The sequence below is a fragment of the Rhizobium croatiense genome (genome assembly GCF_019793465.1).
Classification (GTDB): domain Bacteria; phylum Pseudomonadota; class Alphaproteobacteria; order Rhizobiales; family Rhizobiaceae; genus Rhizobium; species Rhizobium croatiense.
Genome location: NZ_JAILYJ010000004.1, coordinates 90,365 through 102,848, shown reverse-complemented (window position 1 = coordinate 102,848; position 12,484 = coordinate 90,365). Strand labels below are relative to the sequence as shown.

13 protein-coding genes are annotated in these 12,484 nt (G+C 63.8%); 6 read left to right on the top strand and 7 right to left on the bottom strand.

Annotation, left to right across the window (positions count from 1 at the left end):
• Positions 1–6 precede the first annotated feature (6 nt).
• Positions 7–828, top strand: coding sequence for an ABC transporter ATP-binding protein (locus tag K6M89_RS08455; RefSeq protein ID WP_222139106.1), 822 nt, complete (start codon positions 7–9; stop codon positions 826–828).
• Here the strand turns inward: K6M89_RS08455 and K6M89_RS08450 are convergent.
• Positions 809–1,492, bottom strand: coding sequence for a class I SAM-dependent methyltransferase (locus tag K6M89_RS08450; RefSeq protein WP_222139105.1), 684 nt, complete (start codon positions 1,490–1,492; stop codon positions 809–811). The two genes, K6M89_RS08455 and K6M89_RS08450, sit on opposite strands and share 20 nt — an antisense overlap.
• 159 nt (positions 1,493–1,651) lie before the next feature.
• Between K6M89_RS08450 and K6M89_RS08445 the strand changes: the two genes are divergently transcribed.
• Entirely contained in the window at positions 1,652–2,293 is a 642-nt protein-coding gene (locus K6M89_RS08445; RefSeq protein WP_222139104.1) for a winged helix-turn-helix domain-containing protein, read from the top strand.
• On the top strand, positions 2,290–3,555 hold the full coding sequence (locus K6M89_RS08440) for an MFS transporter (protein WP_222139103.1): 1,266 nt from the start codon (positions 2,290–2,292) through the stop codon (positions 3,553–3,555). Before K6M89_RS08445 ends, K6M89_RS08440 begins: the two co-directional genes overlap by 4 nt.
• Here K6M89_RS08440 and K6M89_RS08435 read toward each other — a convergent pair.
• From K6M89_RS08435 to K6M89_RS08415, 6 genes are all read right to left on the bottom strand, one after another.
• Positions 3,518–4,420, bottom strand: a complete 903-nt coding sequence (locus K6M89_RS08435; RefSeq protein ID WP_097578931.1) for a LysR family transcriptional regulator — start codon at positions 4,418–4,420, stop codon at positions 3,518–3,520. The two genes, K6M89_RS08440 and K6M89_RS08435, sit on opposite strands and share 38 nt — an antisense overlap.
• A gap of 272 nt (positions 4,421–4,692) precedes the next feature.
• Positions 4,693–5,715: an LLM class flavin-dependent oxidoreductase gene (locus K6M89_RS08430; RefSeq protein WP_222139102.1), complete on the bottom strand. Its 1,023-nt coding sequence runs from the start codon at positions 5,713–5,715 to the stop codon at positions 4,693–4,695.
• 166 nt (positions 5,716–5,881) lie between these two features.
• Positions 5,882–6,085 (bottom strand): hypothetical protein, encoded by a 204-nt coding sequence (locus tag K6M89_RS30970; protein WP_246642374.1) that lies wholly within the window; start codon positions 6,083–6,085, stop codon positions 5,882–5,884.
• Positions 6,048–6,857, bottom strand: a complete 810-nt coding sequence (locus K6M89_RS08425) for a transglutaminase-like domain-containing protein (protein WP_246642373.1) — start codon at positions 6,855–6,857, stop codon at positions 6,048–6,050. Before K6M89_RS08425 ends, K6M89_RS30970 begins: the two co-directional genes overlap by 38 nt.
• A 92-nt stretch (positions 6,858–6,949) precedes the next feature.
• Positions 6,950–7,663: a DNA helicase gene (locus tag K6M89_RS08420; RefSeq protein WP_222139101.1), complete on the bottom strand. Its 714-nt coding sequence runs from the start codon at positions 7,661–7,663 to the stop codon at positions 6,950–6,952.
• Positions 7,664–7,932: 269 nt separating this feature from the next.
• Complete coding sequence (locus K6M89_RS08415) at positions 7,933–9,084, bottom strand: ROK family transcriptional regulator (RefSeq protein ID WP_222139100.1); 1,152 nt, start codon at positions 9,082–9,084, stop codon at positions 7,933–7,935.
• A gap of 207 nt (positions 9,085–9,291) precedes the next feature.
• On the opposite strand from K6M89_RS08415, the gene K6M89_RS08410 reads away from it, so the two are divergent.
• From K6M89_RS08410 to K6M89_RS08400, 3 genes are all read left to right on the top strand, one after another.
• Positions 9,292–10,599: an extracellular solute-binding protein gene (locus K6M89_RS08410; protein WP_222139099.1), complete on the top strand. Its 1,308-nt coding sequence runs from the start codon at positions 9,292–9,294 to the stop codon at positions 10,597–10,599.
• A gap of 71 nt (positions 10,600–10,670) precedes the next feature.
• Entirely contained in the window at positions 10,671–11,561 is an 891-nt protein-coding gene (locus K6M89_RS08405; protein ID WP_222139098.1) for a carbohydrate ABC transporter permease, read from the top strand.
• A gap of 3 nt (positions 11,562–11,564) precedes the next feature.
• On the top strand, positions 11,565–12,482 hold the full coding sequence (locus K6M89_RS08400; protein ID WP_222139097.1) for an ABC transporter permease subunit: 918 nt from the start codon (positions 11,565–11,567) through the stop codon (positions 12,480–12,482).
• The last annotated feature ends 2 nt before the right edge of the window (positions 12,483–12,484 follow it).

The following is a 12,484-nucleotide window of genomic DNA, read 5'->3' as shown; positions in this document are numbered from 1 at the left end:
GCCGAAATGCCATTGTCCTGTTCCGATCTCTCGGTGATGTACGGCCAGCGAAAGGCCCTTAGCGCCTTCAGTCTTTCGCTCGAGAAGGGCGAGATCCGGGCGCTGATCGGTCCGAACGGCTCCGGCAAGAGCACGGCGCTGCATGCGCTGGCCGGGCTGATCCGGCCGGCCGGGGGCAGGGCGTCGCTCGGCGGCGTAGCCGTCGCCTCCATGTCGCGCCGCATGCTGGCGAAGAGGCTCGCCTTCCTGCCGCAGCAGCCGACCGCTCCCGACGAAATGACCGTCGCCCAGCTCGTGCGCCAGGGCCGCTATCCGCATGTCGGCTTGTTCCGCTCCTATGACAGCCGTGACGAAGACGCGATCGAATGGGCGCTTGAAAGCACCGGCCTGTCCGGGCTCGCCGACCGCAGCCTTCGGGAACTGTCCGGCGGCGAGCGGCAAAGGGCATGGATATCGGCGGCTCTCGCTCAGGAAGCGGAGATCCTGCTGCTCGACGAGCCGACCTCCTTCCTCGATATCGGCTATCAGGTGGAGGTGCTCGACCTCGTGCATCGGCTGAGCCGGGAAAAGGGCGTGACCGTCGTCATGGCGATCCACGACATCAACCAGGCCATCGCCGTCAGCGACCGCATCTCGCTGCTCGAAAAAGGCGAGCTCCGATTCGACGGCGGCCCGCGCGAGCTTGCCGAACGCGGGCTGATCCAGGAAATCTTCCGCGTCAGGGGCCGCTTCGTCCAGGTCGCACCCGACAGCCCGCCGCATTTTGACGCCGAACTAACGAGGCTTCAGCCGCGCGAGATACCGGAACTCAGCGCTTCACCAGTCTGAAGACGATCTTCGTCTGGGTGTAGTAATTCAGCGCATCGGCGAAATCAGGCGTCCAGCCGTCGGCGACGAAGGGAATGAAGCCGTCATATTCGAGCTTGCGGGCAGAGACGTCAAAGCCCGCCTTATCGAAGGCGCGGCCGTAATCGGTGATCGACCGGTCCTGGACGACGGTGTTGGTGCGGTTGGCGACGAGCTCGCGCCATTTCGGCCAGAGCGGGTTATCCGTATGGCATCCGGTCACGGCATAATAGACGCCGCCTGACTTCAGCGCCTGCCTGATATCGGCGGCGTGGGCGTCGATATCGGGAACGAGATAGATGACCTCATGGCTAAGGGCGAGATCGAATTCCTCGCTCCAGCCGTCGAGCCTGCCGCCGACCTGATGCTGAATCGGCAGATTGCCTTTCAGCGTCTCGGCCTTGGCGATCGAGGTTTCGGCGATATCGATGCCGAGCGCCTTGCGGAAGGGGCGGATCGCATAGAGATGGCGCAGCAGGCCGCCCTGATTGCAACCGAAATCGAGCACGCTCTTGTCCGTCAGGTCGCGCTCGAGGATGAGGTCGATCAGGTGGCGCCAAATGGGCGCATGTCCATCGGCCATTCTGTCTTCGGCGTCGGGATCGATATACCACGTGCCGATGTTTTTCTGCGCGTCCTCAGCCATTCTCTTGCCCCTCGCATCATGCCGACCACGGTGACGGTCTTAGGATGCGTGGTTATGCTTGGCTAGATCAGAAGGCGGTTTTCAAGCGCCTTCCACAGCCGCCGAATGTTTCGCAAAGAAAGCTTTGCAAAGATATGTTTGCGATTGTATACTTTTGGCATGAAACATCCGCGCCCCCAACCTGCCGCAGACGCCCGCACCGTCAGCCGGGTCGTGCCCGAGCCGACCGCGCTGAAGGCGCTAGCGCATCCTGTCCGGCTGCGCATGCTTGGCATGCTCAGGATCGATGGGCCTGCCACGGCGACGCAGCTTGCCGCGCGGCTCGGCCTAAACAGCGGCGCGACGAGTTATCATCTGCGCCAGCTCGCCCAATACGGCTTCATCGAGGAGGCGCCGCATGCCTCGCGGCGCGACCGCTGGTGGCGCGCCAGCCACGAGCTGACCTCGGTGCCGACGAGCGAATCCGAGGGCGAGGCGCTAGATCTCGACATCGCCTTCAATCAGGCCGCTCTCTCGCTGCAAGTCGGCCAGATGCAACAGGCGCTGGAGAAATATGCCGAGCTGCCGCCCGAATGGCGCAAGGCGACGGCTGCAGACGACGTCATCATCCCGATGACGGCGGCACAGGCCGAGGCCCTGACGAAACGGCTGAGGGATATCATCCTGGAAGCGATGCGGGCGGCCCCGCGGCTCGGGGAGGCAGCGTCGCAGGAAGCCGGCATGGTTCCCTTCTACGTCATGTTGCACGCATTTCCCTATCCGGGCCGCCTTCCGCATCGCGAAGGGGAGGACGCGCCGTGAGGAGGGGCGGGCCGTTCCTGGCGCTCGCCGCCGCCGAGACACTCTCGCTCTCCGGCACGCGACTTTCGACCATCGCCATTCCCTGGCTAGTGCTGAGCACGACGGGCAGCCCAGTGCTGACCGGCCTGACGGCGATGATGGAAATGCTGCCCTATGTCGTCGCCAAGGCGCTCGGCGGACCGCTGATCGACCGCGCCGGCGCCAAGCGCATCGCCATCATCTCAGACACCGCTTCGGTGCTCGTCGTCGCTTTGGTGCCGCTTCTCGATCTCTTCGGCCTGCTCGGCATGCCGGTGCTGCTGCCGCTCGTCTTTGCCATGGGCGTGCTGCGCGGGCCCTCCGATGCGGCCAAGCAGGCAATGGTTCCCGATATCGCGACGCTCGCCGGCGTGCCGCTCGAAAGGGTGACCGGCGTCGCAAGCGCCATCGAGCGGCTGGCCTCGACGGCGGGGGCGGCCGGCGCCGGCGCTTTGATCGGGCTGATCGGCCCGGGCCAGGCGCTGCTCGTCAATGCCGCCACCTTCGCCGCCGCGGCACTGATCGTTGCCGTGGGCATGCCCGGGACGCGCCGCGCGCCCGCGCTCGAAACTCCACCGGCCGAACGGGCTTCCTATCTCGACGATCTCAGTGAGGGCTGGCGCTTTCTGCGCGGCGATGCCGTGCTCGTCAGCATCGTCGCCATGGTGGCGGTCACCAATCTCTTCGACCAGGCCTATCATGCCGTGCTGCTGCCGGTCTGGACACGGGATGCCGGCCTTGGCCCGGAGCTGCTCGGGGCGATGTTTGCCGCCTTCGCCGGGGCCTCGATCGCGGGTGCTGCGATTGCTGCGGCGATCGGCGAGCGCATGCCGCGCCTGACGGTCTATACCGTGGCCTTCCTCCTAACCGGCTTTCCGCGCTTTCTCGTTCCCGCGCTGGATGCGCCCATCGGTCTGGTCTTTGCAACGCTCGCCATCGCAGGATTCGCGTCGGGCTTCCTCAACCCGATTCTGTCGGCAGTCATCTTCGAGCGCATCCCCAAGCCGCTGACCGGCCGGGTCACCGCATTGAACACCGCCCTCTGCTTCGCCCTCATCCCTTTCGGCGGCCTCGTCGGCGGCGCGCTGATCAGCACGCTCGGCCTTGCCGCCGCACTGTTCGTGATGGGGACTGCTTATCTCGCGACCACGCTTGCGCCGCTGGCACTGAAGAGTTTTCGCGGGTTTGACGGGGAAATCGCTGAGCTCACTGATGCCCGAGCTCCTTGGTCATCAGGTCGATGAAGCCGCGCACCCGCGGTTCCAGCAGGCGCTTGTCGGGATAGAGTGTGATGATCTTGGCATCGTCGGTTTCGAGCTCCGGCAGGACGTGGCGGAGGCGGCCGGCGACGAGATCGCCGGCGACCAGAAAGTCGGGCAGCAGGGCTATGCCGAGGCCTGCGACGGCGGCGTCGCGGATTGCCTCGTCGCTGTCGAGCCTTAGGCGGCTGCGGCCCTGCGCCTTGACCCAGGCTCCGCCTTCACCGCGAAAGCGCCAGCCTTGCCGATCGCGGCTGGAAAAGACCAGGCAATCGTGGGCGGCAAGATCGTCAATGTCGCGCGGTTCGCCACGGTCGGCGAGATAGGATGGCGAGGCGCAGAGCCGCGCCCTGTCGGCGGCGATCACCCGCGAAACCAGCCGGGTGTCGGATGCCGGCGGCATCGTGCCGATCCGAATCGCCAGATCGAATCCTTCTTCGAGGATGTCGGTCTTGCGTTCGGTGAAGTTCACTTCGACCTGGATCTCGGGCCAAGCCAGAAGATATTTTTCGACGATGGGCAGCACGACGAGCCGCCCGAAGGCATCGGGAACGGTGAGCCTGAGAACACCCCGCGGCGCGGCGCTCTGACCCGCCACGCTCGCCTCCGCCTCGTCGACCGAAGCGAGGACTTCTAGACCATGTTGATAGAATACCCGTCCTTCGTCCGTCAGGCTCAGCCTTCTCGTGGTGCGGTTGAGCAGGCGCGTGCCGAGGCGGTCTTCCAGGCGGATGACGGCCTTTCCCGCTGCCGATCGGGACAGGCCCATGGCCTGGCCGCCGGCGATGAAACTTCCGGCATCGACGACGGCCATGAAGATCAGGATATCGTTGAGGTTCGTACGCGGCATGTGGCAACTCGAGCGGTTCGGGCTACGGCCTTAATTCGGGCGTGCTGCGGCCGATTCAAGGCTCGCACCATCAACGTCCGGCGCGGCAGTAAGGTCCCGAGGCTTCGTTCACGCGGTGGAGGGATGGCAGATATGCTCTCCTGCACGCCCGCGATGGGTACGTGGGCGCAGGTTAAGAGAGGGGGGCACACAGCACGCCCTCTCGTCATCGCCTGTATGGCCCGCGTCCAAGACCCCGCTCGTCGATCAAGCCATCACAGCAACCGACGTCCTCACCGCCAGCCGAGCGCCGGTGCGACGTGGGTCAGGATCGCTTCGATGACATGGGCGTTGTAGGCAACGCCGAGCTGGTTGGGGACGGTGAGCAGCAGCGTGTCGGCTTCGGCGATCGCCTCGTCTTCGGCGAGCTGCTTGATCAGCAGATCGGGCTCGGCGGCGTAGCTGCGGCCGAAGATTGCCCGGGTCTTCTCGTCGATGAAGCCGATCTGGTCGCCTTCGTCGCCGCCATAGCCGAAATAGGCGCGGTCGCGCTCGTCGACCAGGGCGAAGATGCTGCGGCTGACCGAGACGCGCGGCTGGCGGGCGTGGCCGGCGGCCTTCCAGGCCTCGCGGTAAGCGCGGATCTGGTCGGCCTGCTGGACGTGGAACGGCTCTCCCGTCTCGTCGTCCTTCAGCGTCGAACTCTGCAGGTTCATGCCGAGCTTTGCCGCCCAGACGGCCGTGGCGTTGGAGCTGGCGCCCCACCAGATCCGCTCACGCAGACCCTGCGAATGCGGCTCGAGACGCAAGAGACCGGGCGGGTTGGGAAACATCGGCCGCGGGTTCGGCTTGGCAAAGCCTTCGCCGCGCAGCACTTCAAGAAAGACTTCCGCGTGGCGCCGCGCCATTTCGGCCTCGTCCTGACCTTCCTGCGGGGCATAGCCGAAATGGCGCCAGCCATCGATCACCTGCTCGGGTGAGCCGCGGCTGATGCCGAGCTGCAGCCGGCCGCCGGCGATCAGATCGGCGGCACCCGCATCCTCGGCCATATAGAGCGGGTTCTCGTAGCGCATGTCGATGACGGCGGTGCCGATCTCGATCCGGCTGGTCTTAGCACCGACGGCGGCCAGCAGCGGGAAGGGCGAGGCCAGCTGCCGGGCGAAGTGGTGTACGCGAAAATAGGCGCCGTCGGCACCGAGCTCTTCAGCGGCGACGGCAAGATCGATCGACTGCAGCAGCGCGTCGCTCGCCGAGCGCGTCTGCGATTGCGGCGAGGGCGTCCAGTGCCCGAACGAAAGGAACCCGATCTTCTTCATGTCGATGCCGCACCTTGATCCGTTGCGTCTGTGGTCGACAGGTCATGGCACAGTTTCGGGCGGGAAGACAATCGGAACTGGACAGATGCGGCGCATCGGTACTGGCGGATGCGTGTCTTTAGCCCGGAGAGAAGCGGCGGCCTAGCAGAGTGCAGCAATCAAAGTGCTACAGCGCCAATTGCGCGTCCGAAAAGACGTGCGGCGCTGTAGATGACCACGCTGCGCCGACATTCTCCATCTGCTTGCGCACGGCGTTGAATACCTGCGGCGGCACGCGCAGGCCGGCATCGGCTTGATAGAGCGCCCGCAGTTCGGCGAAGCGTTGGTCCGCCTCAATCGTTAGAGCGGCAAGGTGATCGAAGCGTGCCAAGCCGTTCCGCAGAAATCTCGTCCTCGGCTTGTGGCATCGCGCCCCAGTCATCCCAGGGCAGCATCTCCATGTTGTTGAGCGCGGCGAGATCGCGCACGAGGTTCATGGCGATGAACCAAAGGCCTGACTCGTCGAATATGCCGAATTTTGCCGGGTCTGCGCTGCCGGCGCGGCAGCGCTGCCAGGCCTCGCCGGCCCTCAGGAATTTGCCGGGTGGCTGGTCGAGTGCGTCGAAATCGAGCTGTAAAGCCGTCCGCTGAAGGTCGTCGATCTGAAAGTCGGCGGACACCCAGCGGCGTCCATCCCAATATTCGGTGATCCAGTGGTCGATGCCCTTGTCGGCCTCGAAATACATTCCGAAACCGCAGCGGGCGCGTGCCGGCACACCCTGCGCCCGCAGGGCCGCGCATGCGAGCACGGTGAAATGGCGGCACACGCCGATACTACGCTTGTCGGGCGGACGCGGGACATCGAGCGCGGCGGGATCAATCGCAATGACCGCATCGAGCATCTGTCGGACCGGTCGCATATGTGATTGTGCCCTTCGCGCCTCGGTCAGTGTCTGGCCATGGCGTGGCGCCCAGGCCTCGTGCGGCAGTGCGCCATGTATGGCGGCGGCAATGGATGGGACGCTCTTAAGCGCGGCAAGGGCAGGGGTATGCGGCCCGGCCGATGTCATCTGGCCGGGCAGGGTGTAATACTCGAAAGGGCTATCGTATCCGCTCATGCCGGCACTATGATTAAACGGGCTCAGCGGAGCAAGCTCCACCATCTTGCGTTCACGCCGGAGGTGCGAACTGTTGCGCCGGCAAACACCCGGTCGCGGGTCAGGCGTGAGACCTGCGACCGGGGCAACGCAGCTTCCTAAAGCGCCGCGGCGAAGGCCATCTTTCCGTTGTTCAGGAAACACGTCTTGTCGAACAGCTTCAGGTCAAGCGGGTTCGGCAGCCTGATGTCGGTGATATCGGGCAGGGACTTTTCAGTCCTCTCGAAGGATCGGTCGATCTGCGCGATGAAGACCATCATCAGGCCGCGTTGGCGCGCGAAAGCCTTCAGCGTTCTGACCTGGGCCGAGAGCTCCGGATTTTCCCGCTTCTGGTCGAGCAGCTGGAGATAGTCGATGACGACGAGGGTGCCGCGGCGCGTGGAGGCCAGTTTTTCGGTCATGTAGTCGGCGCTGATGGCGTCGGAGCCGTCGAATTCGAACAGGTGATTGAACTGCGTGCAGTCGATGCCGATAGCACGAAAGCGGTCTTCGACATTCTCTCGCGTATACTCCAGCGAAAAGAATATGCCGGGATGGCCCGTCTTCATCGCCTCGACCGCGAGCTGGAGGCCCATCAGGGTTTTGCCGTGGCCGGGCCGGGCACCGAGGAGCAGGAGGTCGCCGGGCTGCAAGTGTGCAAACAGCTCGCCAGCGGGCGTTGTTTCCGATGCCTTTGCCGCCAGCAGGCTCCAGCGGCCATAGCCTTCGTCCTTGGCTATGCGGTCGAGCGCCTGATGCAGCGGTATGTCCTCGGCGCGCGACAACGCCTTGGCCTTACGCTTGAGGTGATAAATGGGCTGAGTCGTCTTCATGGATAAACCTCCTATTTGCGAGCGTCGTCCGCAATCCCTCCTTATGCCAGTGCTCGAACAGTCGGTTCGGTGTCAGGTAGCCCTGCATGACGTCTGCTTTCCCGATGGAGGGAGGAGGCGTGGGCTGCGCCGGAATCAGATCATAGCGCAGGTCCATTCGGCCGAAAATTGCCTGCGCGGCCTCGGAGCAAAAAACGCATAACGCCCGCAAGCGGAACCGGAGAGAATCACGGGACTCGGTTTCTGCTCGCGTCGGTAAGCTGCCGAGATCAATAATAGGCGGATTTGAACGGGGCGATCGCCGCCCCCATGGCCGAGGCGTCGCTTGCGATCTCGGAGATGATCAGCTTCGGGCGGGGGCGTGGAACACCGTAGCGGGGGCGGTCGAAGATCTCGGTGCGGTCGATGAGCATCTGCGCCAGCGCCGCCGGGATTTGGCCGCCGAAGACGATGCCCTGCGGATCGAAGATCGCCCAGATCGCGTTGATGAGGCGACTGTAGGCGGGCGTGACGTCGTCCACCCATTCCAAGACGCCCGGCCATTTCGGATCGAAATGCTTGCGCATATATGTGATGGAGGGGATGTCGAGGCCGTTGTCGTTGAGCCGTTCGATCAGATACTGCAAGGCCGGCCGGCGCTTGCCTTCTTCGGCATCGTACATGCCGGAGAATTCGCCGGCATTGCCGACACCGTTGTGCAGCAGCTCACCGTTGCTGACGAGGCCGCCACCGAAGCCGTAATTGAAGCTGAGGTAGGCGAAGTGCCTGATGTAGCGGCCGGCGCCGAACATGGATTCGGCGACCGTTCCCGCCTTTCCGCCATTGTGCACCCAGACCGGTTTGCTGAAGAATTCCGTCAGTAGCGGCCCGAGTTCGATCAGCGACCATTCGTGCAGCGGCAGCGGTGCGTTGAAGCGGGTGCCGCTGACGTGGAAGCCGGCAATGGCAAAGCCGATGCCGAAGAAGCTCTCGTCGGAGAGGTCGTTTTCCCGCTGATGCTCCATCAGCTGCTCGCGCACGAGATCGAGCGATTGCGCCATCGAGCGCTCGCGCAAGGTGATGCTGCTTTCGGCGAGCACTTTGCCCGACAGATCCATCAGGCAGATGCCGATGACATCGGTATTGACCGAGATGCCGCAGCTATAGGCGTGGCGGCCGTCAAGCCGCAGCGTCGGGCTCGGCTGGCCGCGTCCGGCGCCCGGCTTCGGCGAGCCGAAGGAGACGATCCCGCGTTCCTCCAGCTGGTCGAGGATGCGATAGACCGATTGCTGGGTGAGATCCGTGTGGCCCGTGACTTCGGAGCGGGAGAGGCCGGGATTGCGCCAGATCAATCTCAGGAGATCGCGTTCGTTGGGAGAAACGACCCCACCGCCTTCGCGCAGGAAGTGCGGGGCGATCAGCGGCTCCGGGAAATAGGTCATATCCAACACCTCGGTCGTCGATAATTACCTTATGCGTGTAGTAATGAGGTCGGTCGCCAGCGGTACTTCCGTGCTTGCACGCCTATAGCAATAGCCTGTTGTCGGCGCAAGCGAGCATCCGTCACCAAATTGTTACACACTATGTGTAGTAATCCGCCATCACCAAAGGCGGGCTGTGAGCCGGCCGATCAAACAGGCGAGGGCAGGATGAAGATTTCTATTCTGGCGGCTGCGGCCGCGCTGACGGCGGGCGAATGTTCTGCGCAGGCCGCCAATATCGAATTCTGGTACGGCAATACAGGCGTCGTCGAGACGGCGATTCAGGATCAGTGCGCTGCTTTCAACGCTGCGCAGTCCGAGCATCACATCACCTGCGTCGGACAGGGCAGCTACGAGGTGTCGATGCAGAAGGCGATCGCCGCCTTCCGCGCCAAGAACCATCCCGTCCTCATCCAGTTCTTCGACGCCGGCACCCTCGACCTGATGCTGTCGGACGCCGTCGTGCCGGTCCAGGAGGAGCTGCCCGACGTCAAGTGGGACAACTACATCACCGGCGCTCGCGCCTATTACGAAACCTCGGCCGGCAAGCTCTTCGCCCAGCCCTATAATGCCTCCACGCTGCTCTTCTACACCAATAAGACCGAGCTTCAGAAAGCCGGCGTCACCGAGACGCCCAAGACCTGGGAAGAGATCATCGAGGCTGCCCGCAAGCTGAAGGCATCGGGCCACGCCTGTCCCTTCACCACCGATGGCGATACGTGGCGCGTGCTCGAACAATTCTCGGCCCGCCACGGCCTGCCGATCGCTTCCGAACACAACGGCTATGACGGCCTCGACGCCGAATATGTCTTCAACACCACCTTCGCCGCCAAGCACCTGCAGAACCTTGTCGATTGGCGCAAGGAAGGCCTCGTCAGGCTGGCGAGCGATACCAAGGCCGGCAATTTCACCGCCGCCTTCAACGCCGGCGAATGCGCGATGATGGAGAATTCCTCCGGCTCCTATACGGCTTCCGCCAAAGCGTTCGACGGCAAATACGAACTCACCGTCGACATGGCGCCGATGTACGAGGGCCATGAGCGCCACAACACGCTTGTCGGCGGCGCTTCGATCTACATCATGAAGGGACACGGCAAGGCGGAGATCGAAGGCGCGAAGGCCTTCCTCGATTTCGTGCGCGATCCCAAGCAGCAGATAGCCTTCACATCAGCCACCGGCTACGTGCCCGTCACCAACGACGTGATGGAGGCGATCGCCAAGAGCGGCGAGGGCCAATCGCCGAAATATGCGACCGCCGCCGTCGGCATCGGTTCGATGAACGAGCCGCGCACGCCTGACACGCGCGGCATCCGCCTCGGCTTCTACGTGCAGTTCCGCCAGGTCTTCATGGAGGAGACGCAGAAGGCCTTTGCCGGCGAGCAGACGATGCAGGCGGCGCTCGACAGCGCCAAGAAGCGCGGCGACGAGCTGCTGCGCCGCTTCGAGCAGACCTATAAGGGCGTCAAGCTGCCCTGATTTTCCGAACTCCCACGCATAGGCGCGGCGACCGCGCGCCTATGCAGGCTTTCAATGCAGGATCTCCCAGCATGACGTCGGAATCTTCGCTCTTCAGCCATCGCTGGCTGCCGCTTCTGCTGGTGGCGCCGCTCATGCTGCTGATCGTACTGTTCTTCTATGTGCCGATCTTCCAGGCCTTCTACTGGTCGTTCTTCCTCGAACGCCCCTTCGGCGGCGGCTCGATGTTCGTCGGCTGGGACAATTTCGCCCGGGTGCTTTCCGATCCCGAATTCTGGAAGGCCGGCCAGCGCACCATTGTCTTCATGGTCTGCGGTTCGACGCTTGCGGTGCTGATCCCGCTGATCCTGGCGCTTGCAGCCGACCGGAAAATCCCGATGTCGCTGCCGGCGCGCAACGTACTGGTCTGGCCGAAGGGGGTTGCCGGCGCCTCGATCGGCGTCGTCTTCGCCTTCATCTTCAATCCGTTCGTCGGCCTATTGGTGCCGCTGAATTCCGCCTTTCCCGGCATCTGGGCGCCGGGCATCGACGGCACGGACGCCTTCATCACGCTGATCGCGGCGCATGTCTGGGGCGGCATTCCGTTCAATTTCGTCATCCTGCTCGCCGGCCTGCAGTCGATCCCGCGCAGCTTGCACCAGGCGGCGGCGATGGACGGGGCAGGGCCGTGGCGGCGCATCTTCGACGTGCAGCTGCCGCTGATTGCGCCGCAGCTTTTCCTGACGCTGGTGCTGGAATTCACCGAAAGCGTCACCTCGGCCTTCTCGCTGATCGATACGATGACCGACGGCGGGCCGGGCGGTTCGACGACGCTGCTCGTCTACAAGATCTATACCGACGGTTTCTCCGGCTACGATCTCTCCGGCGCCTCGACCCAGACGACGATCTTGATGGTCTTCGTCGTCCTCCTTACCGCCGCCCAGTTCCTCTTCCTCGGCCGGCGCGTCAGCTACGACAGGTGAACCATGATCGAAAACGCCCGCTCCCTCAATATTGTGGCCAGTCTCATTCTCATCGCCGGCATCCTCTATATCCTCGGGCCGCTCTACCTGACGCTGTCGACCGCCTCGCAATCCTACGAATTCATGCTGCGCAACGGGCTCGCCTGGTATCCGGGCGGCCGGCTCTTCTCCAACATGGCGCGGGTTTTTGCCGAAACGCATATTCCGGTCCAGATCGTCAACAGCATGGTGACGGCTTTCAGCATCGCGGTCTTCACCTGCATCCTGTCGTTCCTGTCGGCCTATGCCATCGTCTATTTCCGCATCCGCTGGGCCGGTGCCGCCTTCGCGCTCATCCTTGCGACCATCATGCTGCCGCTCGATATCCGCGTCATCACCACCTATCAGGTGGCGGCGAACGTGTTTTCACCCGTCAATGCGCTGCTCGACGTCACTGGCCTCAACGGCCTAATCGCTGACTATTTCGGCGCGCCGGTGAAGCTGGAATGGAGCGTCTTGAACACGCATCTCGGACTCGTTGCACCGCTTGTCGCGCATGGCACCGGCACCTTCCTGTTCCGCCAGTTCTTCCTGACCTTGCCCAAGGACCTTTTCAAGGCGGCGCGCATGGATGGGGCGGGGCCGATCCGCTTCCTCTTCGATATTCTGCTGCCGCTGTCGCGCACCAGCTTTGCCGCACTCTTCGTGCTGACCTTCCTCAGCGGCTGGACGCAATATCTCTGGCCGCTGATAGCGGCCTCGACACCCGACATGCAGACCGCCGTCGTCGGGCTGGCGCGGCTCGTTCCCGATGCCGACGGTGAGATGCCGGATTTCCCGATGATCATGGCCGGCGCCATCATCGTCTCCATCATTCCGCTGGCGATGATCGCGCTGCTGCAGCGCTTTCTCGTCCAGGGCCTCGCTCTCACGGAGAAATAGCG

Bases quoted from the DNA above. Each gene is read 5' to 3' on its own strand.
- K6M89_RS08445 (WP_222139104.1), top strand. From the start codon at position 1,652: ATGAAACATCCGCGCCCCCAACCTGCCGCAGACGCCCGCACCGTCAGC.
- K6M89_RS08420 (WP_222139101.1), bottom strand. From the start codon at position 7,663: ATGAAGACGACTCAGCCCATTTATCACCTCAAGCGTAAGGCCAAGGCG.
- K6M89_RS08415 (WP_222139100.1), bottom strand. From the start codon at position 9,084: ATGACCTATTTCCCGGAGCCGCTGATCGCCCCGCACTTCCTGCGCGAA.
- K6M89_RS08450 (WP_222139105.1), bottom strand. From the start codon at position 1,492: ATGGCTGAGGACGCGCAGAAAAACATCGGCACGTGGTATATCGATCCC.
- K6M89_RS08435 (WP_097578931.1), bottom strand. From the start codon at position 4,420: ATGCCGCGTACGAACCTCAACGATATCCTGATCTTCATGGCCGTCGTC.
- K6M89_RS08405 (WP_222139098.1), top strand. From the start codon at position 10,671: ATGACGTCGGAATCTTCGCTCTTCAGCCATCGCTGGCTGCCGCTTCTG.
- K6M89_RS08430 (WP_222139102.1), bottom strand. From the start codon at position 5,715: ATGAAGAAGATCGGGTTCCTTTCGTTCGGGCACTGGACGCCCTCGCCG.
- K6M89_RS08410 (WP_222139099.1), top strand. From the start codon at position 9,292: ATGAAGATTTCTATTCTGGCGGCTGCGGCCGCGCTGACGGCGGGCGAA.
- K6M89_RS08400 (WP_222139097.1), top strand. From the start codon at position 11,565: ATGATCGAAAACGCCCGCTCCCTCAATATTGTGGCCAGTCTCATTCTC.
- K6M89_RS08425 (WP_246642373.1), bottom strand. From the start codon at position 6,857: ATGGTGGAGCTTGCTCCGCTGAGCCCGTTTAATCATAGTGCCGGCATG.
- K6M89_RS08455 (WP_222139106.1), top strand. From the start codon at position 7: ATGCCATTGTCCTGTTCCGATCTCTCGGTGATGTACGGCCAGCGAAAG.